This window comes from Arthrobacter sp. FW306-1B-G06A, assembly GCF_058781765.1.
This window is the reverse complement of the sequence record NZ_JBYSXB010000059.1, coordinates 1-23,068: the sequence shown is the minus strand read 5'-3', so window position 1 is coordinate 23,068 and position 23,068 is coordinate 1. Positions and strand designations below refer to the sequence as shown.

The window sequence follows — 23,068 nt, the reverse complement described above, 5'->3', positions numbered from 1 at the left end:
CTCGGGGGCGGGGCGGGAGCCTTAGCGACAATCACGCTGATGGTCTTGCCCTGCTCTACCAGGGAATTGAAGGCATCGCCCTGGCCCGTCACCTTTCCAGGGGTTACTTGCGAGTTCTCCTGTTCGGTGACCGAGATGGCCAGGCCGTTCGCCTTGAGCAGCGCTTCTGCATCGGCCTCGCTCAAACCGACGAGTTGAGGCACGGCTACCTTGCCCGTGGACACCACCAGGTCGACGGTGCTGCCCACGCCCACTACAGCTCCCGAAGCGGGCTTGGTGCTGATGACGGAGCCCGCGGGAACGGTGGCACTATTGGCCAAAGTACTCGACCCACCCACGAGTCCGGCCTGGCGCAGGAGGTCGCGTGCAGCGGCCTCGGTGAGCCCGCTCAGGCCTGCAGGGACAGTCGCCGAGACCGGCCCGTCAGAAACGTTCAGCATGACTTGCGATTTCGGCGCCACTTGGGACCCCACGCCAGGGTCGGTGCTGATCACAGTCCCCTTGGGGACCTTGTCATCCGGGACATGGTGCGACTCCGGGCTGAGATTGGCGCCGTACAGCGTCTGCAACGCCGTGGCCTCGCTCATGCCGGCCACCGCCGGTACCGCGATCAACGGGGGCGGGGTCGGCTTCTGGTTCACCGTGCTGTACACCCAGAATCCGCCGCCGGCCAAGACCAGTAGCACCAAAATAACAACCACTGCGGTCCACGCACGACGGCGGGACTTCTGCCGGGCGGTCCGCTCGCGTTCAGGGGCGAAACCAAGCGGCATGGCGCCGTCGTGCTCTGCCTCAGACTCCGCCGCCTCCCGGGCCAGCATGTCCTGGCCGCCGGCGGCCAGGCCGTTTTCCGGCCCTCCGCTCAGGGTGCTGTCCAGGAATTCGGCGCCCACCAGGCCGCGCGCCAAGCCGCCTTCCGGAATCGGCTGCGTCAACGGCACCGCCTCCGTGACGTCCGTTGGGGTGCCGGCGGCCAGGGCCGGGACCGCAACGCCGTTCTTGGCCGCACGCAAGGCCCGCCGGAAGGCAGCCGCATCCTGGAAACGATCGGCGCGATTCTTCTGCAGGCCCTTGGCCAGGACACTGTCGAGTGCCTCTGAAACGGCTGGATTGAAGGTGCTGGCGGGCTCCGGGATCTCGCGGACATGCTGGTAGGCCACCGAGACAGGGCTGTCTCCCGTGAACGGAGGACGGGACGTCAGCATTTCAAACAGGAGGCACGCCGCGGAATACAGATCACTGCGGGCGTCCACGGTCTCGCCGAGGGCCTGCTCGGGCGACAGGTACTGGGCAGTACCAACCACGGCCTGCGTCTGGGTCATGGTTGCCGCGGAATCGGCCATCGCCCGTGCGATTCCGAAGTCCATGACCTTCACGTCGTTTGACTCTCCGGTCACCATGACGTTGGCCGGCTTGATATCGCGATGGACGATCCCGGCCTTGTGGCTGTACTCCAGGGCGGCAAGGACCCCAAGGATGAACTCGATGGCCTGATCGATGTCCAGTTCCTTGGCACGGATCAGGTCGCGGACAGTCCGGCCGGACACGTATTCCATGACGATGTATGGGACCCGGACGTCCTCGCCCGGCCCGCCGGACACCGTGTACTCGCCCGTGTCGTAGATAGCGACGATCGAGGAATGGTTCAAGGCCGCCACCGCCTGCGCCTCGCGCTTGAAGCGGGCGTGGAACTGCGGATCACGGGCGAGATCGGCGCGGAGCAGTTTTACCGCCACGGTTCGTCCAAGAACAGTGTCGACGCCCTTGTAGACATCGGCCATGCCACCACGGCCGAGCAATTCACCGAGTTCGTACCGCCCGTTGAGGACGCGCTGGGATGTCATTGGGGTGCTGTCCTCTCTGTGGGCAGGTGTAGAGCGTCCGGTTGGCATGGTGTCCTACGGGGTGGTCTTAGTGGAAGGAGACGGGTTCGAGTTCGGCTTGGACAAGTGATAGGTCACGACGGACCCGGCGGGTACTTTCTGCCCGGCCGCGGGATCGGAACTGACGAATGTTCCCGGCGCCTGGCCGGTTGCTCCGTCAACGGTGGCTCCAGTGACCCAGCGCAGGCCCGCACCTTCGATAGCGGCCTGTACTTGTGATTCGGTGGCTCCCTTGCCGATGGTCGGCACGGTGACCATCTGCGGTCCCTTGGAGTAGCTGACGGTGATGGTCGATCCCTTGGCCACCGGGCCGGAAGGATTGATGTCGATGACAGTGCCGGGCGTGGATGGATCGAAGACCTGGACTCCGTTGACCGCGAGGCCGAGTGCATTGAGGTCCGAGCGCACCTTGTCGTACGGCTGTCCCTTGTACTGCTCCGGGATCAGGTTGATGGTATCCGGGGTGGACGTAGTGGGCGTCGGGGTAGCCGAGGTTTCCGTGGGGCTCGGGCTTGCCGAGGTTGGCGGTGCGCTCGAGACCTGGGACGGAGGAGTGGTGCTAGCCGGTGCTGGACTGCTCGGCGAGAACAACCCTGACTGGGTCAGGAGCGCCCCCACCAGGGCGAGCAACACGAGCACGATCAGCGCGATGAGCGGCCACGTCCACGGGCTGCGTTTCTTCCGCGGCGGCTCTTGCTCCTGGTACTCCTCTTCTTCATGGATGTACGCGTTGTGCTCGTCGGCCTGATCCAAGCTGCGTTCGGCGGCCAGGGCATTGGCACGGGCCAGCGGATTTCCACCTTCGGCGGCAGCCCCCACCGCAGCGGCTCCCGCGGCGGCGGCGCCAATCACCGGGAGCGCCGACGTCGACGTCGACCGTGCTTCCCTGCCGTAGGGCGAGGTGACGATGCCGGTGGGCGCGGTGGCAATGTCCGTAGGGGCAGTGATAGGGCCCGTGGCGGATTCGAACAGCAACATCCCCGGGACGGCCGCGTGTGCCGTTGCGATATCGCCAGCGCGGATCGCTTCCGCGGCTTCGGCCAGCTTGATGGCATCCGCGGGACGGTTCTTCGGATCCTTGGCGAGCATGGACATCAGCAGGGCGCGAATGGGGGTGGGCAGGCTTTCAGGCAGCGGCGGCGGGGCGTCGTTGACCTGGGCCAGCGCAATCGCGATCTGGGATTCTCCCGAAAAAGGACGGTGCCCTGTAAGGCACTCGTAGCCGATGATCCCCAGGGAATAGATGTCCGAGGCGCCTGTGGCTGTTTGTCCCGTGGCCTGCTCCGGAGCCAGGTATTGCGCCGTACCCATGACCTGGCCGGTCTGCGTGAGCGGAACCTGGTCGGCGAGACGGGCGATACCGAAGTCGGTGATCTTGACACGGAAATCCGGCGTGATCAGGAGGTTGCCCGGTTTGATGTCCCGGTGTACCAGGCCTTGGGCATGTGCAGGGGCCAGCGCCCGGGCGGTTTGGGAAATGATGGACAGGGTGCGGTCCGGTGAAAGGACCTGCTCGTGCTCCAGGATGCTGCTCAGCGGCTGACCCGGCACCAATTCCATGACCAGGTAGGCGGAGCCGTCTTCCTCTCCGTAATCGAAGACGTTGGCGATCCCCACGTGATTGAGCAACGCGGTGTGGCGGGCCTCGGCGCGGAACCGCTGGAGGAACCCGGGGTCGCCCGTGTATTCCTCTTTGAGTACCTTGATGGCGACGATCCGGCCAAGGATCTGGTCCTTGGCCCTCCAGACCTCTCCCATGCCGCCAATCGCTATGCGACTGGTCAGCTGGAACCTGCCGCCGAGGGTGATTCCTGACGTAGGCCTCACTTGTTCAACACCGCCTCAAAAATCTTCTTCGCGTTCGGACTGGTTAGCTTTGCGCCGGTAGACACATCAACGCCTTCCATGACAATGGTGACGGCTACCTGCGGGTCGTTGGCCGGGGCGAACCCGGTAAACCATGAGTTGTTCAAGCCTGAATCGCCGAGTTGCGCGGTACCGGTCTTGCCGGCCACCTGGACTCCCGGCACTGCGGCGCCGCTCGCAATGCCCTGGGACACGACGTCGGTCATCCACTGCGTGATCTGGTTGGCGATATCGGGCGTGGTGGAAGTACGCAGCGCCTCGGCCTTGGGCTCGCTGATGACACGCAGGTCAGGTGCCCGCACAGTCTTGATGAGGTTCGGCTTCATCTGGACGCCCTTATTGGCAATAGCGGCGGTCATCATGGCGATTTGCAGCGGAGTGGCCCTGACGTCACGCTGCCCGACGGCGGACTGGGCCAGCGCTGCTTGGTCCAGGTTCTTGGGGAAGACGCTGACCGCGGACTGCAGCTTGAGCTGGTCCCCGAAATCCTGTCCGAAGCCGAACTTGCTGGCCTGGTCCGCGATCGCGTTTTGGCCCAGGTCCAGGGCAATGCTGGCGAAGGGCGTGTTGCATGACTGTTCCAGGGCGAAAGCGAAATCGGCGGTGTTGCGGGTGGAGCAGTTGCCCCCGGCATAGTTGGGCAGCGAGGCGCTGGAACCGGGCAACGGCAGACTGTCCGGGTTCGGCAGGACGCTGTCCTTGTTGTACTTCCCGGAGCTCAATGCTGCCGCCGTATCGACGAGCTTGAACACCGAACCGGGCGCCAACAGCTCGCCGGTGGGTCCGCTCACGGACTGGTTCAGGTTGATGCCGGGGACCTGGTTGATTTGGTCGTAACCGGCCTTCTCCTTGGCAGGATCGTGCGTGGCGATCAGGTTGGGGTTATAGGACGGCTTGGAGACCATCGCGATGATGGCGCCCGTCTTCGGATTGGTGACGACGATCGAGCCGCGCTGGCCGTCAGGAATGAGGTCGTAGGCGAGCTTCTGGATCACGGGATCAAGGGTCAATTCCACCGAGGCGCCCTTCGGCTGGCTCCCAAGGAAAATCTGGCTCACACGGTCCAGGAAGAGTTGGTCGGAGCTGCCAGCCAGTTCATCCCGGAGCTGTTGCTCAAGCCCGGTGGACCCATAGGTCCTGGAGAAGTATCCCGTGATCCCCGCATAAAGCTCCGGCTGGGCGTAACTGCGCTGGTACTTGCAGGTTTCGTCTCCGGCAACGGATTCGGCGATTGGCTTGCCGCCCACGATGATGGCACCGCGGTCGTTGCAGTAGTTCGCCAGGACAGCGCGCTGGTTCCACGGATTGTCGTTGAGGTCGCCGGCGCCGATGACCTGGACGTAACTGATCGCGCCAAAGAGGAGGGCGAACATGGCAACTGCTGCCATCCACGCATTGCGTATGGAATGGTTCATGAGGTCTGCACCGCCTCTGTGGGGGCATGGGTAATGGGCGTAGTGTCCACCGGGCCGCGCGCGGTGTTCGAAATCATGAGCAGCAAGCCCACGATGATCCAGTTGGCAAGCAAGGAGGAACCGCCTGCCGCAAGGAATGGAGTGGTGAGTCCGGTCAGCGGGATCAGCCGGGTGACGCCGCCGATCACCACGAAGCACTGCAGCGCTATGGCAAAGGACAGGCCACAAGCCAAGAGTTTGCCGAACGCGTCCCGCGCGCCAAGAGCAGCGCGGAACCCCCGGGTGAAGAGCAGCATGTAGAGCATCACGACGGCAAAGAGACCGATCAGTCCCAGTTCCTCACCGATGAGGGCCACGATCATGTCGCTGTTGGCGAACGGCACCAGATCCGGCCGGCCTTGTCCGAGCCCTGTGCCTCCGAGGCCGCCGTCGGCCATGCCGAAGAGGCCCTGGACGATCTGTCCGCTGCCGCCCGGGGACCGGTCGAAGACTTCCGGGGTGAAGGCGTTCCACCAGCTGTCCAGGCGGAACGCGACGTGCGAGAAGAACCTGGACGCCAGGAATCCGCCACCCAGGATCAGTGCGACGCCGATGACTACCCAGCTGATCCGGCTTGTTGCCACATAGATGATGACGATGAACAAGCCGAAGAAAAGGATCGAGGTGCCGAGGTCCCGCTGGAACACGAGGATGCCGATGCTCACGAGCCAAGCCGTGATCATGGGGCCAAGATCTTTGAAGCGCGGCAATTGCATGGGGCCGATTTTGCGGCCGGCAAGCAGGATGAGGTCCCGGTTGGAGGAAAGATAGCCTGCGAAGAATATAGCCAGGGTAATCTTGGCGATTTCGCCGGGCTGGAAAGTCATGGGACCGATCCGGATCCAGACGCTCGCGCCCAGCACCTCGCCGGCGGAGATTCCGGGAACCAGCGGCAATACAAGGAGAACCGCGCTGGCCGCCAGCGAGATGAAGGTGAAGCGGCGAAGGATGCGGTGGTCCTTGAGGAACCAGATCACAACGATTGACACGGCCATGGCCAGGAGGGTCCAGCGCAACTGGTTGTTTCCCGTGTCCTCGCCAGGCTGGTCCATGCGATGGATCAGGGCCAGTCCCAAGCCGTTGAGTGCAACCACGATCGGAAGGATGATCGGATCGGCATATTTCGCGCGGAACCTGAGGATCATGTGGAAAGCGAATGCCGCCACGATCAAGAGACTCGACTGGAACCAGAAATCGGCGTCGAACGCGGCCGGACTGTTGAGCCCGACCATCGCGCTGGCGCCGATTCCCACAGCAAGGGCAAGGACCAGCAGGACGAGCTCGACGTTGCGGCGCGGCCTGGGTGTGGTGGTGGCCAGGATCATGGGGACACCGCGCACGTAGGGACCGCCGTGGACGTCGGCGACGATGTTGGCCGGTTCGAGGGACTCGGGCTCGCCGGCGTGGGGCCTGTTGTGGGCGAGGGACTCGCCGTCGGTTTGGCCGTGCCTGTGGGGCATGTGACTGGAAGCCCGGTGGTGCCCTTTTCCTGAAGGTTTTTCACAATCTGCTGGGCATCGGCCAGATCCCGCGCCGGAACGGTCTGGCGAACGACTTGTTGCGTGAATTCAGGCAAGGAATCCATGCGGATGTTCGTCGTGGCCTCGACTTTCGAGAGCTGGAACGGGCCCAGGCTCTGCGAAATGCCGTTGAAGATTGCGACGTGCTGATTGAATTCACCGACGTAGTAGCGAGTCTGCGTCCACGCATAGCCGAGCCACAGCCCGGCGACCACGAAGATGGCCAAGACGGCGGCAATGGCCGGCGTCAACCAGCGCCGCTTCCGGGCGACAAGCGGTTGCGGATCCTGGCGGTCCTGTTCGGCCTTGTGGGTCAGCACCGTGGCAGCCCGGCGTGCAACGCTGCGTCCGGCTATGGTCGGGATCGAACCCGTATCGGCCGCGGTCGCGGCAGCCCCGACCAGCTCGTGCGGACGGCTTGCGAGCTCTTCGCGGAGGATCTCCGCCGACAGGTGCTCGCCAAGGTGCGGGTCTGTCGCCGTCGGAGGCTCGGTGGTCCCGGCAGGTTTTGCGGAACCCGCTACAGGACCCGGCGCTGCGGGCTCCGCGGCGGCGGAGGGCCCGACGTCGGATTTGGTTTCCGGCGGCGCTACGGCCGGCGTGACCCCGCCGGCCGCGGGGCTGTTGGCTCCGGATTTTTTGGCCGGGGCCGCCGCATCGCTGCCGTGCGCGCTGTCCTTGCTCGGTGCGGACTTCGCGGGATCGGCCGCTTTCGGCGGCACCTGCGCTTCCGGGACGACGTCGACGGCGGCCGTGCTGAGGTTATCGCCGGTCTCTTCCACGATTTCCAACAGCACCACGGTGACATTGTCCGGAGCCCCGTTGGCGAGAGTGAGCTCAATGAGGAGCTCGGCGCATTCGGCGAGGTCCTTGGTTTCGCGGACTACTTGCTCCACGACTGCGCCTTGGACGTAGTTCAGGCCGTCGGAGCAGAGGAGCCAGCGTTCGCCCGGTTCGACGTCGAGCTCGTCGAGGTCCAGCTCGGGGCTGGCGTCCACGTCGCCCAGGACGCGCATGAGGACGTTCTTGTGCGGGTGGGTTTCGGCTTCCTCGGGGCGCAGCCGGCCTTCGTCGATCAGCCTCTGCACGAAAGTGTGGTCCACGCTGATTTGCTCGAATTTGCCATTGCGCAGGCGGTAGGCGCGGGAATCGCCGATGTGCGCGAAGTGCAGCCGCCTGCCTTCGAGCAGCAGGGCGGTGACCGTGGTGCCCATGCCCGCGAGCTTCGGGTCTACGTGGACGAGTTCGGAGAGGAGGGAATTGGCAGTCTGGATTTCGTCCGCGAGGACTGTTTCCGCGCCGTCCGGGTAGGAATCGTGATCGAGGTGGATCATGTCCAGCACGGTGGATGCCGAGGCGACGTCCCCGCCCGCGTGCCCGCCCATGCCGTCCGCGACGACGGCAAGATGCCGGCCGGCATATGCGGAGTCGTCATTCTTCGAGCGGACACGCCCGACGTCGGACCGCGCCGCGTAACGCATGATGAGGGGGAGCTCCGGAGGCAGCGCCTTGCCTTCGGAAGGCTGGGGGGAAGCCATGGGCTACGCCCTCAATTCGATGACCGTCTTGCCGATCCTCACGGGGACGCCAAGCTCCACCGGCAGGGCTCGGGTCAGTTGCTGATCGGCGAGGTAGGTGCCGTTGGTGGAGCCAAGATCTTCGATGAACCATCGGCTGCCCTGGGGGAACAAGCGCGCGTGCCTGCCCGAAGCATAATCATCCTCGAGGACCAAGGTGGCCTCTTGTGCGCGGCCCAGCAGAATGGGGCTCGCGGCCAAAGGAAGCGTGGTGCCCTTGAGCGGGCCCTCGACGACGACGAGCTGGTGCGCCTGCTGCTTCACGGGCTGGGGCGGCGCCGGGGCGAGCTCCGGATGCTTGCGTACTTCGCGCGCCGTCGGAGTTCCCATGGCTGCCTTGCGGCCGATCACGAGATCGCGACGCATGGTCGAGACGATGCTGAAGATCAGTATCCAGAGCAACAGCAGGAAGCCGAAGCGGAGTGCGGTGATGGTCAGTTCGCTGATGTCGCTCACGGGCGCCCACCAGAGGGCTGGGGGAGAAGTCTGAAGATGATCTTGGTCCGTCCCATGGTGATGGTGGATCCGTCAGTAAGTTCTACACTGCCGTCCACTTTATGGCCGTTGACGTAACTTCCGTTGGTGGAACCGAGGTCGACGGCGCGGATGACTCCGTCTGCCGTCTGGATTTCCAAGTGCTTGCGGGAGACGCCGGTATCGTCCACCAGGATGTCGGCTTCGGATGACCTGCCCAGCACGATGGAAGGCGCGTTGAGGGAATAGCGATGTCCGCCGATGTCCAGGACAGGCTGGAGCCGTGTGGGCTCGCGGCTCGGAGCGGCGGGCACAACGGGCCGGGGAGCAACGGGCGCGGCAGCCCCGCCGGATTTCTCGGTGCGGGACGTGATCTCGAAATGGCCTTCGCGCTGGGCATCGTCGTGACGGAAGGAGATCCGTACGGGACCCTGCAGAATGTAACCTTGGCTGCGCACGTGCTGGATGACGACGTCGCACAATTCTTCGGCCAGGGGAGTTCCCCAGTCCTGGGCGCGCGCGAAGTCTTCATCGCTCAAGAGAACGTCGAAAACGTTGGGTGCCAATGTTCGGCCGGCTGAAATGGTGATGGACTTGTTGTCCAGTTCACGGCGAAGCTTGCTGGCGATTTCCACCGGCTCCACCCGCGCCCGCGACCCGGTGGAGAAGACGCCTCGGACGGCCTTTTCGATGCCACGCTCAACCCTGTCAAGCAAGCCCATGGTCCTTCTCCTTCCGCTTCGTTGACCCGGCAGTATCAGTAGCCAAGACGAATCCCCGCAGTGGCCGGAGCGCACGCAGGAAGCCTGTCTTCAACCCCGATACTACTGGGCAAGACTGTGAATGGCCTTATTCCACAACGGCCGGAACGCCGGAAAAGTTCGCCGGACTGCATCATTCCGGGATGCTTCTCGCGTGATTTCCGCATCATGTGGGGGACCGGCAATCCGTGGCGTCCCAGGGTTTTACGGCCCCGTCCCGGGTCGATTGGCGTTTTCAACAGGTTGTCCGTTATGCTTGATCTCGCTGCTTTCGCAGGGGTGAGGCCGGGGAAACCTGGTACGGCCCGGGCGAAAGAAAGTTGCGCGCGAGTGGCGGAACGGCAGACGCGCTGGCTTCAGGTGCCAGTATCCGAAAGGGTGTGGGGGTTCAAATCCCCCCTCGCGCACGCAATTCAAAGGAACCCCGGTCTCTGACCGGGGTTCCTTTGTTTAACTCACCGAACTCCCAACTGACTCGCAGTTGTTGTCGTTTTGGGGGCCCATAACGACAACAACTGCGAGCTAGTTGGGCTACGCCCGGAGCGCCCCAAGCCCGGTGATCAGCGCATCCAGGCCCATGCTGAACGCGAGGTCGGACGGGTAGTTGTTCCGCTCGGGTCCCAGGCTGCGGACAGCTGAGGTGAAGTGCGGCGTGGAGTCGGCCAAGCGGCCGGAATCGAAAATGTCCGCCGGCGCGTTAGCGTCGAAAGCGGCGCCGAAGATATAGGCCTCGAGGGCCACGATGCTCGGGATGATCTGCTTCTCCGGGAAACCCGCGCGGAGGAATCCCTCCGTCACAGCTTCGTACATGGCGAGCGTCTGCGGGGCGTCCGTCACGGGCAGGACCGCGATCACCGAGATCAGCGGGGTGTGCCTCGCGAAGATACCGCGGTAGGAATATGCCCATTGCCGGACGGCTTCCTCCCAGGGAAGCGTGCTGAAACCGCCGAAGTCGACCTTGGACATCAGGTCCTCTTCCACGAGCTTGAGGACTTCGTCCTTGGAGGACACGTGGTTGTAAAGGGCCGACGGCGCGACACCCAGGGAGCGGGCGAGGGCCGCCATGGTGAGGCCGTCGTAACCCTTCTTGCTGATCAGTTCCAGCGCCGCCGCAGTGATGCCGTCCTGGTCCAGGACCGCCGCCATCGGCCGGCCTGCCCTGCGGCGCGCTTTGGTCTCGCCGGGAGCGGGGGTGGGTTCAGGCATCGCTGACCTTTCTGGAGGCTGTGTCCTCAGCATTATTCCATTTGGGTCTTCACAGCCGGGGCCAAGGCAGCTACAGTTGAGATAAATGAACGTCATTCATTTATTGGTCAGCCAACGGGGACGGCCACAGAAAGGACATCATGTTGAATCTTGATCGCGACGTCGTAATTGTCGGTGCCGGTCCGTCGGGGTTGACGGCCGCCCGCGAATTGAAGAAGGCCGGACTCAGCGTTGCCGTGCTCGAAGCGCGCGACCGCGTCGGTGGCCGTACGTGGACCGACACCATTGACGGGGCCATGCTGGAAATCGGCGGACAATGGGTGTCCCCTGACCAGACCGCCCTGATGGGGCTCCTGGACGAACTGGGCTTGAAGATGTACGCGCGCTACCGCGACGGCGAGTCTGTCTACCTGGCGCCGGACGGCAGCCGCACCCGTTACACCGGGGCTTCCTTCCCGGTGAGCGAAACCACCGCAGCCGAGATGGACAAGCTCACCGCCATCCTGGATGGCCTCGCCGCCGAGATCGGCCCTGAGGAACCCTGGGCCCACCCCAAAGCCCGCGAACTGGACACCATTTCCTTCCACCACTGGCTGCGCCAGAACTCCACGGACGAGGAAGCCTGCAATAATATCGGCCTCTTCATCGCCGGAGGCATGCTCACCAAGCCGGCCCATGCCTTCTCCGCGCTGCAAGCGGTCCTGATGGCGGCTTCCGCAGGTTCGTTCTCCAACCTGACGGACGAAGACTTCATCCTGGACAAGCGGGTTATCGGCGGCATGCAGCAGGTCTCCCTGCTGATCGCCGCGGAACTGGGCGACGATGTCGTACTTAACAGCCCGGTCCGCACCATCAATTGGGAGCCGGCGGGTGAAGGCCACCGCGTCACTGTTGAGTCCGAGCGCGCAACCGTCAATGCGCGATTCGTGATCATGGCAGTCCCGCCGAACCTGTACTCCCGCGTTTCCTACAACCCGCCGCTGCCGCGCCGCCAACACCAGATGCACCAGCACCAGTCCCTGGGCCTGGTCATCAAGGTCCACGCTGTCTACAGCACGCCGTTCTGGCGCGAAGACGGCCTGTCCGGCACGGGCTTCGGCGCCGACGCCCTGGTCCAGGAGGTCTACGACAACACCAACCACGGAGACACCCGCGGAACCCTGGTGGGCTTCATCTCGGACGAAAAAGCGGACGCCGTCTTCGAGCTCAGCGCCGGGGACCGCAAGAAGAGGGTCCTTGAGTCCATCGCGAGCTTCCTGGGCGACAAGGCCCTGGATGCCGAGGTCTACTACGAATCCGACTGGGGTTCCGAGGAATGGACCCGCGGAGCCTACGCGGCCAGCTACGACCTGGGTGGTTTGCACCGCTACGGCAAGGACCAGCACGCCAACGTTGGACCCATCTTCTGGTCCTCCTCCGATCTGGCCGCGGAAGGCTACCAGCACGTGGACGGAGCGGTCCGGATGGGCCAGGCAACGGCTGCCAGGATCGTCGCCGCCAACAGCCGCGTCGCTGCGGTACCGGTGGCCTAGGAACAGGTACTAATCCAAAAGTGAGGTCTCGTCCCTTTCGCTCGCTGAAAGGGTCGAGACCTCACGTGTGGAACCCGGGCAGTTGGCCCCGCAACCAAGATTGTTGAACAATCTTGGCATTTCAGGCATGATGGTGAGGTATTCAACCTGAGACGGGGATCACAATGCCTTTTATTGACCTCAACAGCGACGTCGGAGAATCGTTCGGCAACTGGACCATGGGGGACGACGCCGCAGTCTTCCGCTACGTGTCGAGTGCCAACGTGGCCTGCGGATTCCACGCCGGAGATCCCAGCACCATCGCCCGCACCTGCCGGGACGCCGCAGCCGCCGGAGTGACCATTGGCGCCCACGTGGGCTATCGGGACCTCGCGGGTTTCGGCCGCCGGTTCCTCGACTGCTCCGCATCGGAACTCGCCGACGACGTTCTCTACCAACTCGGCGCACTCCAAGCCCTGGCCCGTGCTGCCGGTTCCGAGATCAAGTACGTCAAGCCGCACGGTGCCCTCTACAACACGATCGTCCACCACGAGGTCCACGCCCAGGCAGTGGCCGACGCCGTCCATGCCTTCAGTCCCGGACTCCCGCTCCTTCTCCTGCCGGGCTCCGTCGCTCTCGCCAAGGCGGAAGCGAGGGGGCTCCGGGGAGTAGCCGAGGCGTTCGCCGACCGCGCCTATAACGCGGACGGCACCCTCGTATCGCGCCGCGAAGAAGGTGCCGTGCTCCACGATCACGCCGCCATCACGGAAAACATGGTCCGCCTGGCAACGGAGGGCAAAATCGTGGCCCGCGACGGTTCCATCCTGGACGTCCATGCAGAAAGCATCTGCGTCCACGGAGACACTCCCGGCGCCGTGGCCATGGCAGCCGCCGTCCGCGCGGGGCTCGAAGCCGCCGGCGTGACCGTGCGGAGCTTCGCGTGAGCCTCACGGGAATACGCTGGTCCGGCTCGCGTGCCCTCCTGGTGGAGCTTTCCGATCTCCCTTCCGTGCTGGCGTTTCATTCCCGGCTGCTTGCCGAGCCCCTGCCCGGCCAGCTCGATGCGGTCGCCGCGGCAGCCACCGTACTGATTAAGTTCGGCACGCATGCCGAGGCACTCGCGGCGCGCGCCGCCGTCGGGCATGTTGATCGAGGCGCGGTGCCGCTCGACAGTTCCCGCGACGTCACTATCGAAGTGGTGTACGACGGCGAGGACCTCACCGAGGTGGGCATGCTCACCGGTCTGGGCCGGGACGGCGTGGTGGCCGCGCACACGGGCCAGCTCTGGACCGCGGCTTTCGGCGGCTTCGCCCCGGGCTTCACGTACTTGCTCGGCGAGAACCGCAGCCTCGACGTTCCCCGCCGCAGCTCGCCCCGTACCTCCGTTCCCGCCGGTTCCGTGGCGCTCGGCGGAACGTTCTCCGCCGTCTACCCGCGGCAATCCCCGGGCGGCTGGCAGCTGATCGGACGTACGACGGCGGTCCTCTGGGATCTCGAGCGGGAGTCGCCGGCGCTTGTCCGCCCAGGAGATAGGGTCCGGTATGTCGCTGTCCGCGAGGCCATCGCGTTGACTCCGGCAGCACATGCCGCCCGCGAATTCACCGGACCCGCCCTCGTGGTGGACTCACCCGGACTGCAATCGCTGGTCCAGGACCTCGGCCGCCCTGGACTGGGGGACTTGGGAGTCTCAGCGGCGGGCGCCGTGGACCAGCAATCGATGCGTCAGGCCAATCGCCTGGTGGGCAACGAACCCGGTACCGCGGTTGTGGAAACGGTGCTAGGCGGACTCACGGTCCGGGCCGCCGGCGACCAGGTACTCGCGGTTGCCGGGGCGGTGGTCCCCATGGAAATCCGCGATGCCTCCGGGGCGCCGGCCCGCCGCGCCGCGATGTGCGCGCCCTTCGCTCTCCTGGACGGCGAATCCCTCAGCCTGGGCGATCCGACCCTCGGGGCCCGCAGCTACCTTGCCGTCCGCGGCGGGATTGATGTTGATCCGGTGCTCGGCAGCCGCTCAAGCGACTCGATGTCCGGAATCGGTCCCGCGCCACTGTCGGCCGGGACCAGCCTCCCCGTGGGAGGAGCGCCGCTTTTCCAGATGGTCGGCGCCCCCGAGGAATCCACGCTCCGGCTAGGAGCGGTCTCTTCGGAGCTGCGGATCACCTTGGGCCCGCGGGACGACTGGTTTGATTCACGGGCCCTGGAGGCGCTCACGCAGGAGGACTGGCTCACCACCGAACAGTCCAACAGGATCGGTGTCCGGCTCAGGCCGGGAAGCAACCGTCCGCTCGAACGGAACCCCGACCGCGGCGCCAGCGAGCTCCCGAGTGAAGGTACGGTTGCCGGCGCACTCCAAGTTCCACCCAGCGGACACCCGGTCCTCTTCCTGGCCGACCACCCGGTGACCGGCGGGTATCCGGTGATTGCCGTCGTCGTACCCGAAGACCTGCCGACGGCGGCGCAATTGCCGCCCGGCCATACCGTGCGGTTCACGATCGTGGACCCCGCAACCCTTGAACCACTTGAACCTGCCGTTGCCGGCGCTGTCTCCGAAGGAACCCAGCCATGAAAAAGGTCCTGATCGCCAACCGCGGCGAGATCGCCGTGCGGATTGCCCGCGCCTGCTCAGACGAGGGCTTGCAGTCTGTTGCCGTGTACTCGGACCCCGACGCCGATGCCCTCCACGTGCGGTTCGCCGACGAGGCCTACGCGCTGCGCGGTTCCACCGGCGCCGAGACGTACTTGGACATCGCCAAGCTGATCGACGTCGCCCGCCGTGCCGGTGCCGACGCCGTGCATCCCGGATATGGGTTCCTGTCCGAGAACGCCGACTTCGCTCAGGCCGTCATTGACGCCGGCCTCACGTGGATCGGCCCCGCGCCGCAGTCGATCCGGGAGTTGGGCAATAAAGTGACGGCCCGCGAGATCGCCGTCCGCGCAGGGGCTCCGCTTGTGCCGGGCAGCGACGGTCCTGTGGCCAACGCCGCTGAAGTACTTGCCTTCGCCTTGGAACACGGCATGCCGGTGGCGATCAAAGCTGCTTTTGGCGGGGGAGGCCGCGGGCTCAAGATTGCGCGGCGCCTGGAGGACATCGAGGACTCCTTCGAATCCGCCGTGCGTGAATCCAAGGCGGCCTTCGGACGTGACGAATGCTTCGTGGAACGCTTCCTGGACCAACCGCGGCACGTTGAGGCGCAGATCCTGGCCGATATGCACGGCAACGTGGTGGTCCTCGGAACCCGTGATTGCTCCCTGCAGCGTCGCAACCAGAAGCTCGTGGAAGAGGCGCCCGCACCCTTCCTGAGCCCTGAACAGCGCACGCTCATCCACGAATCGGCCAAAGCCATTTGCCGTGAGGCGGGATACTACGGCGCCGGAACCGTGGAATACCTCGTGGCCGTGGATGGCACCATCTCCTTCCTCGAGGTCAACACGCGCCTGCAGGTAGAGCATCCCGTCACCGAAGAAACCTCCGGGGTGGACCTGGTCCGCGAACAGTTTCGGATCGCCGCAGGCGGCATCCTCTCCCTGACCGAGGACCCTGAGCCCACAGGACACGCCTTCGAGTTCCGCCTCAACGCCGAAGATCCGGCACGCGGCTTCCTTCCCGGCCCCGGTACCGTGGAAGTCTTCGAAGCGCCCACCGGTCCGGGCATCCGCGTGGACTCGGGAGTTCGCTCCGGATCAGTGGTTCCCGGGGAATATGACTCCCTCCTGGCCAAGCTGATTGTCCGAGGCGAGGACCGGCAGCAGGCCCTGCGCCGCGCCCGGGTTGCCCTGGACGAGATGCAGATCAAGGGTTTGCCCACCGTGCTTCCCTTCCATCGGGCCGTGGTCCGCCACGAGGCCTTCACCTCGGAGGACAAGCTCGGCGTGTACACCACGTGGATCGAGACCGAGTTCGCCGAGGATCTGGCCGCCTCTCCCGAGATCGCCCGCGTGGTCCCCGGCTCCGAACGCAGCACGTTCACGGTGGAGCTGGACGGCAAAGCGGTGCAGCTTGGGCTCCCCCTCCGCTTGTTCGAAGCGCTGATGAGCGGCGGTGGCGGGTCCGTCGTTGCTGCCCCTTCGCCTGTTGCGGCCGACGACGCCGGGCTCGCCTCGCCGATGTCCGGCTCGCTGGTGAAGTGGCTGGTTGAGGACGGTGCGGCAGTGGAAGTCGGACAGCCCGTGGCAGTGTTGGAAGCCATGAAGATGGAAACCACCGTCCCGGCGCACCGATCCGGCACCGTGGCGCGCGGTCCGCACGAGCCGGGCACCGCCGTCGGGCGCGGAGAAGTGCTCGCGAGCATCGGCTGAGGTTGGCACGGTCGCCGTTCGGTAGATTTGGGGCATGCCCATGAACGCTGCGCTTCAAGGAATCGCCGACGCCGGCCACGCCACCCACGCCCATACCGGGGCTTGGGTTGCCGCCCAGCTTCGCCAGCGCATCTCCGACGGCCTGTTGCCGCCCGGCACGAAGCTCTCCGAGCAAGCCCTGTCCGAGGCGCTCGGCGTTTCCCGGAACACCCTGCGGGAGGCCTTTACGGTGCTGGCCGGTGAATCCGTGGTCCAGCGCATCCCCAACCGCGGCGTGTTCGTAGCCGCCCCGGGAGCGGACGACGTCCGCGAAATCTACCGGGTGCGCCGCCTGATCGAGCCGGCGGCCGTGTTGTGGGGCGATGTCCCGGCCGGAGCCCTCGACGCTATGGACGTGATCGTCGACAAAGCCCGGGCCGCCCTTGCCGAGGGATCGGTGGCCGGCATGGCGGACGCCAACCAGGAGTTGCACAAGGCCTTGGTGTCGCTGTCCGGAAGCGCCTCCCTGGACGCATTGATGGAGAAAGTGCTGGCCGAGATGCGATTGGTCTTCCACGCAATGGCCACCACTCCCGACTTCCACGGGCATTATGTGGAACGGAACGCCGCCTTGGTTGCCCAGATCCGCAACGGACAGCGGGAAGAGGCCGCAGCCGAGTTGCGCCGCTACCTCGACGGTGCCGAGCACGAACTCCTGGTGCACATCGGGGCAATTCCGTAGGCAGCGGGCACTCGACGCCAGCCAGTTACGGTGCGGAAACGCCCGCCGCCGCTTCGGCTTCGGCCATCGCCACATCCAACCGCTCGACGGCGCGGGCATAGTCCGTCCCCGCGGTGAGGCGGCAGCGTTGGGCTTCCTGCAGCGCACGGACCAACGCGGCGGTTTGCGGAACGTTGACGTCGCTCATGCCGGGGAAGTCGATGCCCTTGGCGGGATCCAGCTCATACCGTTGCCAGCGGGCCAAGAGGGCGTCGTGACGGGCTGCCGCTTCCGTGAAACCGCTCCGATTTTGACGCTTCTGCTCCAGTTTCCGGCCGACAGCAAAGGCGGTGGCAGCGGCACCCGTGGCGAGGAAGAGCATCAAGAGCCCGACGGCGGGCGAGCCCAACGCGGGGATGACGACTGCGGGGACAATCACCACGAGTCCGGCGAAGATGTTCCAGAAGGTGGCGTCCGGCTCTTTGACGGGTTCCCGATCGCGTTGGCCGAGGGGCGCCTGCAAGGCGAGGCGGCCGCCGTCGGGGGCTGCGTGGATGACCGCTTTCCGGACGGTGTTGACGGTGAAGGCCACCGCGCACGTGAGCAAGACCGCCCACAGCCCGATCTCCCAGACCGTCAGCTGGATTCCAGTTGTGGCGGGCAATCGGACCACCTCCACGCGAATGCGCATCCCTTTGAAATCAGTATGCGCCGAGGATGGCCTGGAGGCGAGAGCCCGAATCGGGCTTAAGGGCAGCAAGGCAGGGCACCCTGGCCGGGGTGCCCTGCCTTGCTGCGGAAGTCCGGCTGGAGCTTAAGCGTGGTCCCGCTTGGATGCCTTGGGCGCGTCCCGCTTGGCAGCGGCGTTCGTCTTGGCGTCCTTCGTGGCTTCTTTTTTGGCAGCTTCTTCCTTGATGCGCTTTGCCTCGGAGCGCACGGCTGCGTGCGTGGCGCGCTCGACGACGAGCCACTGCGGGGGAGCTGCCAGCAGTTCGGTGATTTCCGCCGTCGTCAGGGGCTCGGTGATTCCGCCGCGGGCGAGGCCGCTGATGGAGACATTCAGCTTCTGTGCCACCACGGGACGCGGGTGCGGACCCGTCCGGCGGAGCTCGGAGAGCCACTCCGGGGCGTTGGCCTGGAGCTCGGCGAAATCGGCGCGGGTGATTTCCGAATCCTGGAACTCCTGGGGTGTTGCAGGCAGGTAGATGCCAAGTTTCTTGGCAACGGTGGCCGGCTTCATGGACTGGGAGTTTGCAGAGGTCATGGTTCAAGGGTATCCGCCCCCGCAGCGAAGTGGCACAGCCGCTGTTCTAGGATGAATCCATGCCGCACATACGAGTCGCCGGGGGCGCCCGGAAAGTCCTGGTGACGCAAGCCCCGGCGTACCGTAGGCGCAGATGAACTTCAGCGGGATTCCACGGTGGGTGTATGGCCTTGCGGTAGTGGGCGGCTTGTTCGTCCTGTTGCCGCTGGCCGCCATGGTCGCAAAGGTCAATTGGGCGCAATTCATCCCGCTAGTGACCTCCGATTCCTCGCTCACGGCGTTGGGCCTCAGCCTCCGCACTTCAGCAGCGAGCACCGCGCTCTGCGTGGTCTTCGGAATCCCCTTGGCCCTTGTCCTTGCCCGCCGGCCCTTCCGCGGGCAGCGGCTCCTCCGTGCCTTCGTCCTCCTGCCCCTGGTGTTGCCGCCGGTAGTGGGCGGCATCGCGCTGCTCTACACGTTCGGGCGGCAGGGTCTCTTGGGCAAGAGCCTTGAGCTCGCGGGCATCCAGATCGCCTTTTCGACGACGGCGGTGGTCCTGGCCCAGACGTTCGTCGCCTTGCCGTTCCTGGTGGTGAGCCTCGAGGGTGCCTTGCGGACGGCCGGCAACCGATACGAAGCCGTTGCCGCGACGCTCGGCGCCCGCCCCACCACCATCCTGCGCCGCGTGACCGTACCCATGGTCCTTCCCGGTCTTGCGTCGGGGGCGGTATTGTCCTTTGCCCGCAGCCTGGGCGAGTTCGGGGCCACGCTGACTTTCGCGGGGAGCCTGCAAGGTGTCACTCGGACATTGCCTCTCGAAATCTACCTGCAGCGCGAGACCGACGCGGACGCCGCCGTCGCCCTTTCACTCGTGCTTGTCGCCGTGGCGGTGATCGTCGTCGGACTGTCTTACCGGCGTCCCCACCGCGCAGACATTCCCGCGGAGGCCGCCGCGTGAGTTTCCACATCGACGCCACCGTTCGTGCCCGAAACCTCGACGTGTCATTGAGCGTTGGGCAAGCGGAAACCGTGGCGATCCTCGGCCCCAACGGGGCCGGAAAGTCGACGCTTCTGTCCGTCGCGGCCGGACTCGTGCGGCCGGATGCCGGCTCTGCCCGTCTAGGGGACCAGGTTCTCTTCGACCTCGACGGCGGCAGCCGGGTATGGACCCCTCCACACCTTCGCGGTACGGCACTGTTGGCCCAGGAACCGTTGCTCTTCCCGCACCTGAGCGTCCTCGACAACGTGGCTTTCGGCCCGCGCAGTGCAGGCGCTTCCCGGGCGGAATCACGCGAAACCGCGCGGTACTGGCTTGCCGAAGTCGACGTCATGGAGTTCGCCGGGAGGAAGCCCGGGCAGCTGTCCGGGGGACAAGCCCAGCGTGTTGCGGTGGCCCGCGCGTTGGCGGCCAGTCCCGAATTGCTGCTCCTTGACGAACCCATGTCCGCCCTGGACATCCACGCCGCTCCGCACTTGCGCCGGCTCCTGAAACGCGTCCTGTTCGGGCGTCGGGCCCTGATCATTACCCACGACGTCCTGGATGCGCTCATGCTCGCGGACCGCGTAATCGTCATGGACAAGGGCAGGATTGTGGAAGAAGGCGCCACCCGCGAGGTCTTCCGGCGTCCACGAAGCCAGTTCGCCGCTGGTCTGGCCGGAGTGAACCTCATGTCCGGCACCGTCACGGAGGACGGACTCAGGACGCTCGCCACCGCGGAGCTTCCCGATCTTCATGTCGCGGGACACCTCGATGACGAAGCGGAACCGGGCGAGCCCGGCGTCGCCGCTTTCCCGCCGTCGGCCGTTTCCATCTTCCTGGACGCCGCCCACGGCAGCCCGCGCAACTCGTTCCCGGTTGCAATCACTGATCTTGAACCGCATGGGGACCATATCAGGGTCCGGGCCGGCGATCTGGCAGCGGACATCACGCCCTCTGCGTCCGCCGAGCTGGGACTGGAGCCTGGCTCGCGCGTCTTCTTCGTGGTGAAGGCCACGGCGGTCCAGGTGTACGCGGCGTAGCTTGCGCGGGCGCTGCGTTGGCTACCGCCCGCGCGGTACTGTGAACTGGTGCCATCCGATCAAGAATCCCTGCCCGCCGTCGGCGTCCCCGACGCCTCCGACGCCGAAACAAGCGGCCCCCAGGGGCTGACTTTCGCCTACGTCGCCGGCGTGACGCCCGGGAAATGGATCCGGCGCTGGGAAGAGCGCATGCCCGACGTTCCGCTGCACTCGTTCATGTCCGACGACGGCGCGCAGCTGGACGTCCTGCGCGACGGTTCCGCGGAGCTCAGCTTTGTCCGCCTGCCGGTGGATCGCGACGGACTCCACGTCATCCCGCTCTACGAAGAGCAGCCTGTGGTGGTGGCCCCGAAGGGCCACGAAATCTCGGTGTTCGAAGAGGTGGCGTTGGAGGACCTCGCGGAGGAGAACTTCCTGGATGTCGCCGCGATGGGCGGGCCGGAGATGGCCATGCAGGTGGTGGCCTCGGGCGCCGGTCTCGTGATCCTACCGATGTCGGTGGCCCGGCATTTCAACGTCAAGGACACGGTAGCGCGGCGCCTGACCGGGGCCGAAGGGACGCAGATCGCCCTGGCCTGGCCGAGCGACTCCTCAAGCGAGGTCATCGAGGAATTCATTGGCATCGTCCGGGGGCGAACCGCCCAGAGCTCGAGGCAGCCTTCGGCGCAGCAGGAGAAGCCCAAGAAGGCACCCAAGCCGGACCGCCGCGGCACCGGCGCCAAAAAGCCGGCAGTCGCTCAGCGCTATGCCCCGAACCCGGACAAGGGCCGGGGCAAGGGCTCCCGCAAGAAAGGAAAGCGCTAGGCCATGGGACTTGGAGCGAAGCCGACCATCCGGGACGTCGCCAAGAGCGCCGGCGTTTCCCTCACCACCGTGTCCTACGTCTTGTCCGGGCGCCTCGGTGGCACCACCCGCATCAGCGAAGCAACACAAGAGCGCGTCCAGGCCGCGGCCAAGGAACTGGGTTACGTACCAAATCAAGCGGCCCGCGGAATGCGCCGCGGCAAGACCGACCTCGTGGCGATCGCCATCGGAGACTTGGAATGGCCGTGGGACCGGGCCTTGGCAACGGCCGCCGCACGCATTTTGCCTCAGCACGGCTACTTGCCCGTGATCCTCATCGGCGAAGGGTGGCGGCGGTTCATGCTCTCCGGCGGTGCCGACGGCGCCATCATCGGGGCTCTCCCGCCCGGCACCCTTCTTGACCTCACGGTGGGGGAGTTGGCCAGGCGCGGAGTAGCCCAGGTCATCATTTCGGACACGATGCAGCCTGCCGGGTTCGATGTCCTGGCCCCCGGATCCGCGGGCGGGACTCCGGAACCGGAAGCGCTCGAAGGAGCCATCACACTGCTCCTTGACCGGCTCGCAGGACGCACCATCGGCGCGGGAACCACCAAGGCGGCGCCTTGGGAGTTCAAGACGCCGTAGCTGTCAGCCCTCCTTGAGCGGCTTCCGGGCCAGCCAGGCCGCGACGATGGCACCGGAAACGTTGTGCCACAGGGAGAATACGGCCGACGGCAACGCTGCCAGGGGCGTGAAGTGCGCGGTCGCAAGAGTGGCGGCAAGACCGGAATTCTGCATGCCCACCTCGAATGCGAGGGCCCGGCGTGCCTTGCCATCGAGGCGGCCCAGCTTGCCCGCCAGGTAGCCCAGGCCGAGGCCGAAGCCATTGTGGAGAACCACCGCGAGGAAGACGATGCCGCCCGCGGCAACGATCTTGCCGGCGCTACCCGCCACCACCACGGCGACGATCAGTGAGATCACGACGGCGGATGCCCAGGGAAGTGCCGGCAGCACCTTGCGCACGAGCTTCTTGAGGAAGAGTCGGGCCGCCAGCCCTCCGATGACCGGGAGGAGGACCGTCTTGACGATGTCCAGGACCATGGAGCCGGCATCGATGTTCAGGAAGGAACCCGCGAGGAAAAACACCAACAAAGGGGTCACGATCGGGGCAATGAGGGTGGAAACGGAGGCGACGGCCACCGACAGCGCAACGTCACCCTTCGCCAGGAAAGCCATCACGTTGGAGGCCGTGCCCGACGGCGCGCAGCCCACCAGGATCAGGCCCACTGCCAGCTGGGGTTCCAGGTTGAGCGCGACCGCGATCAGCCAACCAGCACCCGGCATGATGACGTAGTGGGCCACGATGCCCAGAACCACGGCCCACGGGCGTTTGGCCACCGATGCGAAGTCCGGAGGGGTAAGGGTCAGGCCCATGCAGAACATGATGATGCCCAGCAAGAACGGAACGCTTGGTGCCAGTGGTTTGAAGGCGTCGGGAAGCAGGAAACCGGCCACTCCGGCGAGGACCACGAGGACGGGAAAGACCGTGACCGCGATCCTGGCGATTTTGGCTTCCGCGGCCAGTGCCGGATTCAGGACGGGGGCTTCTGCGGGGTTGGTTGTTGCCTCAAGCATCGTTCTATCGTGGCACTGTGGTTGAACGTGCGCCCAATCCGTGACCCGGATCTGGCCAATATGTCAGATGACCGTCGTTTCCCAGCCCAACTGACTCGCATTTGTTGTCGTTTTGAGGGCTCATAACGACAACAAATGCG

General features: G+C 65.5%; 20 protein-coding genes and 1 tRNA gene. 10 read left to right on the top strand and 11 right to left on the bottom strand.

Annotated features, from left to right (window positions below):
• From pknB to AC3WJM_RS21715, 7 genes are all read right to left on the bottom strand, one after another.
• A partial coding sequence (gene pknB, locus AC3WJM_RS21745) for a Stk1 family PASTA domain-containing Ser/Thr kinase (protein ID WP_492272912.1) occupies nt 1-1,892 on the bottom strand: 1,892 nt, incomplete at its 3' end.
• Nucleotides 1,893-1,898: 6 nt separating this feature from the next.
• Nucleotides 1,899-3,710, bottom strand: coding sequence for a protein kinase domain-containing protein (locus tag AC3WJM_RS21740; protein ID WP_441432820.1), 1,812 nt, complete (start codon nt 3,708-3,710; stop codon nt 1,899-1,901).
• Nucleotides 3,707-5,164: a penicillin-binding transpeptidase domain-containing protein gene (locus tag AC3WJM_RS21735; RefSeq protein WP_059388886.1), complete on the bottom strand. Its 1,458-nt coding sequence runs from the start codon at nt 5,162-5,164 to the stop codon at nt 3,707-3,709. Before AC3WJM_RS21735 ends, AC3WJM_RS21740 begins: the two co-directional genes overlap by 4 nt.
• Nucleotides 5,161-6,528 (bottom strand): FtsW/RodA/SpoVE family cell cycle protein, encoded by a 1,368-nt coding sequence (locus AC3WJM_RS21730; RefSeq protein ID WP_059388888.1) that lies wholly within the window; start codon nt 6,526-6,528, stop codon nt 5,161-5,163. Before AC3WJM_RS21730 ends, AC3WJM_RS21735 begins: the two co-directional genes overlap by 4 nt.
• Nucleotides 6,525-8,261: a PP2C family protein-serine/threonine phosphatase gene (locus AC3WJM_RS21725; RefSeq protein WP_492272911.1), complete on the bottom strand. Its 1,737-nt coding sequence runs from the start codon at nt 8,259-8,261 to the stop codon at nt 6,525-6,527. The genes AC3WJM_RS21730 and AC3WJM_RS21725 overlap by 4 nt, the downstream gene beginning before the upstream one ends.
• Nucleotides 8,262-8,264: 3 nt before the next feature.
• Nucleotides 8,265-8,747: an FHA domain-containing protein FhaB/FipA gene (locus AC3WJM_RS21720; RefSeq protein WP_059390255.1), complete on the bottom strand. Its 483-nt coding sequence runs from the start codon at nt 8,745-8,747 to the stop codon at nt 8,265-8,267.
• 5 nt (nt 8,748-8,752) lie between these two features.
• Nucleotides 8,753-9,496, bottom strand: coding sequence for an FHA domain-containing protein (locus AC3WJM_RS21715; protein WP_492272910.1), 744 nt, complete (start codon nt 9,494-9,496; stop codon nt 8,753-8,755).
• Between the two features lie 363 nt (nt 9,497-9,859).
• Here AC3WJM_RS21715 and AC3WJM_RS21710 point away from each other — a divergent pair.
• Nucleotides 9,860-9,942 (top strand) — tRNA-Leu (locus AC3WJM_RS21710).
• A 124-nt stretch (nt 9,943-10,066) separates the two neighbouring features.
• Here AC3WJM_RS21710 and AC3WJM_RS21705 read toward each other — a convergent pair.
• Nucleotides 10,067-10,774, bottom strand: coding sequence for a TetR/AcrR family transcriptional regulator (locus AC3WJM_RS21705; RefSeq protein WP_441432818.1), 708 nt, complete (start codon nt 10,772-10,774; stop codon nt 10,067-10,069).
• A gap of 107 nt (nt 10,775-10,881) precedes the next feature.
• Here AC3WJM_RS21705 and AC3WJM_RS21700 point away from each other — a divergent pair, with 107 nt between their 5' ends.
• The 5 genes from AC3WJM_RS21700 to AC3WJM_RS21680 all read left to right on the top strand — a co-directional run bounded on the left by AC3WJM_RS21700 (nt 10,882) and on the right by AC3WJM_RS21680 (nt 17,269).
• Nucleotides 10,882-12,273, top strand: a complete 1,392-nt coding sequence (locus AC3WJM_RS21700) for a flavin monoamine oxidase family protein (RefSeq protein WP_307054144.1) — start codon at nt 10,882-10,884, stop codon at nt 12,271-12,273.
• A 164-nt stretch (nt 12,274-12,437) separates the two neighbouring features.
• Nucleotides 12,438-13,196: a LamB/YcsF family protein gene (locus AC3WJM_RS21695; protein WP_306964343.1), complete on the top strand. Its 759-nt coding sequence runs from the start codon at nt 12,438-12,440 to the stop codon at nt 13,194-13,196.
• Nucleotides 13,193-14,818 carry a 5-oxoprolinase subunit B/C family protein gene (locus tag AC3WJM_RS21690; protein ID WP_492272909.1) on the top strand — a complete coding sequence of 542 codons (1,626 nt, stop codon included), beginning with the start codon at nt 13,193-13,195 and terminating at the stop codon, nt 14,816-14,818. Before AC3WJM_RS21695 ends, AC3WJM_RS21690 begins: the two co-directional genes overlap by 4 nt.
• Complete coding sequence (locus AC3WJM_RS21685; protein WP_492272908.1) at nt 14,815-16,548, top strand: acetyl/propionyl/methylcrotonyl-CoA carboxylase subunit alpha; 1,734 nt, start codon at nt 14,815-14,817, stop codon at nt 16,546-16,548. The genes AC3WJM_RS21690 and AC3WJM_RS21685 overlap by 4 nt, the downstream gene beginning before the upstream one ends.
• A 34-nt stretch (nt 16,549-16,582) precedes the next feature.
• The gene (locus tag AC3WJM_RS21680) at nt 16,583-17,269 is read left to right on the top strand and encodes a GntR family transcriptional regulator (protein WP_306964347.1); all 687 of its coding nucleotides are present in this window, start codon (nt 16,583-16,585) and stop codon (nt 17,267-17,269) included.
• Nucleotides 17,270-17,294: 25 nt separating this feature from the next.
• Here the strand turns inward: AC3WJM_RS21680 and AC3WJM_RS21675 are convergent, their stop codons facing one another.
• Both AC3WJM_RS21675 and AC3WJM_RS21670 read right to left on the bottom strand, forming a co-directional pair.
• The gene (locus tag AC3WJM_RS21675; RefSeq protein ID WP_492272907.1) at nt 17,295-17,912 is read right to left on the bottom strand and encodes a hypothetical protein; all 618 of its coding nucleotides are present in this window, start codon (nt 17,910-17,912) and stop codon (nt 17,295-17,297) included.
• 150 nt (nt 17,913-18,062) lie between these two features.
• A complete protein-coding gene (locus tag AC3WJM_RS21670; RefSeq protein WP_492272906.1) occupies nt 18,063-18,512 on the bottom strand; it encodes a DUF5997 family protein in 450 nt (149 codons plus the stop codon).
• Nucleotides 18,513-18,645: 133 nt separating this feature from the next.
• On the opposite strand from AC3WJM_RS21670, the gene AC3WJM_RS21665 reads away from it, so the two are divergent.
• From AC3WJM_RS21665 to AC3WJM_RS21650, 4 genes are all read left to right on the top strand, one after another.
• The gene (locus AC3WJM_RS21665) at nt 18,646-19,449 is read left to right on the top strand and encodes an ABC transporter permease (protein WP_284988591.1); all 804 of its coding nucleotides are present in this window, start codon (nt 18,646-18,648) and stop codon (nt 19,447-19,449) included.
• Nucleotides 19,446-20,510, top strand: a complete 1,065-nt coding sequence (locus tag AC3WJM_RS21660; protein ID WP_492272905.1) for a sulfate/molybdate ABC transporter ATP-binding protein — start codon at nt 19,446-19,448, stop codon at nt 20,508-20,510. The genes AC3WJM_RS21665 and AC3WJM_RS21660 overlap by 4 nt, the downstream gene beginning before the upstream one ends.
• Nucleotides 20,511-20,579: 69 nt before the next feature.
• Nucleotides 20,580-21,314 (top strand): LysR family transcriptional regulator substrate-binding protein, encoded by a 735-nt coding sequence (locus tag AC3WJM_RS21655; protein ID WP_492272913.1) that lies wholly within the window; start codon nt 20,580-20,582, stop codon nt 21,312-21,314.
• Nucleotides 21,315-21,317: 3 nt separating this feature from the next.
• Complete coding sequence (locus AC3WJM_RS21650) at nt 21,318-21,938, top strand: LacI family DNA-binding transcriptional regulator (RefSeq protein ID WP_059388898.1); 621 nt, start codon at nt 21,318-21,320, stop codon at nt 21,936-21,938.
• A 3-nt stretch (nt 21,939-21,941) separates the two neighbouring features.
• Here the strand turns inward: AC3WJM_RS21650 and AC3WJM_RS21645 are convergent, their stop codons facing one another.
• Nucleotides 21,942-22,928 (bottom strand): bile acid:sodium symporter family protein, encoded by a 987-nt coding sequence (locus AC3WJM_RS21645; protein WP_307054137.1) that lies wholly within the window; start codon nt 22,926-22,928, stop codon nt 21,942-21,944.
• Between the last annotated feature and the right edge of the window lie 140 nt (nt 22,929-23,068).

What these genes read in the sequence shown, in the direction of transcription:
- AC3WJM_RS21735 (WP_059388886.1), bottom strand. Translation starts at nt 5,164, where the DNA reads ATGAACCATTCCATACGCAATGCGTGGATGGCAGCAGTTGCCATGTTC.
- AC3WJM_RS21695 (WP_306964343.1), top strand. Translation starts at nt 12,438, where the DNA reads ATGCCTTTTATTGACCTCAACAGCGACGTCGGAGAATCGTTCGGCAAC.
- AC3WJM_RS21705 (WP_441432818.1), bottom strand. Translation starts at nt 10,774, where the DNA reads ATGCTGAGGACACAGCCTCCAGAAAGGTCAGCGATGCCTGAACCCACC.
- AC3WJM_RS21685 (WP_492272908.1), top strand. Translation starts at nt 14,815, where the DNA reads ATGAAAAAGGTCCTGATCGCCAACCGCGGCGAGATCGCCGTGCGGATT.
- AC3WJM_RS21650 (WP_059388898.1), top strand. Translation starts at nt 21,318, where the DNA reads ATGGGACTTGGAGCGAAGCCGACCATCCGGGACGTCGCCAAGAGCGCC.
- AC3WJM_RS21715 (WP_492272910.1), bottom strand. Translation starts at nt 9,496, where the DNA reads ATGGGCTTGCTTGACAGGGTTGAGCGTGGCATCGAAAAGGCCGTCCGA.
- AC3WJM_RS21680 (WP_306964347.1), top strand. Translation starts at nt 16,583, where the DNA reads ATGCCCATGAACGCTGCGCTTCAAGGAATCGCCGACGCCGGCCACGCC.
- AC3WJM_RS21665 (WP_284988591.1), top strand. Translation starts at nt 18,646, where the DNA reads ATGAACTTCAGCGGGATTCCACGGTGGGTGTATGGCCTTGCGGTAGTG.
- AC3WJM_RS21645 (WP_307054137.1), bottom strand. Translation starts at nt 22,928, where the DNA reads ATGCTTGAGGCAACAACCAACCCCGCAGAAGCCCCCGTCCTGAATCCG.
- AC3WJM_RS21670 (WP_492272906.1), bottom strand. Translation starts at nt 18,512, where the DNA reads ATGACCTCTGCAAACTCCCAGTCCATGAAGCCGGCCACCGTTGCCAAG.
- AC3WJM_RS21730 (WP_059388888.1), bottom strand. Translation starts at nt 6,528, where the DNA reads ATGATCCTGGCCACCACCACACCCAGGCCGCGCCGCAACGTCGAGCTC.
- AC3WJM_RS21700 (WP_307054144.1), top strand. Translation starts at nt 10,882, where the DNA reads ATGTTGAATCTTGATCGCGACGTCGTAATTGTCGGTGCCGGTCCGTCG.
- AC3WJM_RS21725 (WP_492272911.1), bottom strand. Translation starts at nt 8,261, where the DNA reads ATGGCTTCCCCCCAGCCTTCCGAAGGCAAGGCGCTGCCTCCGGAGCTC.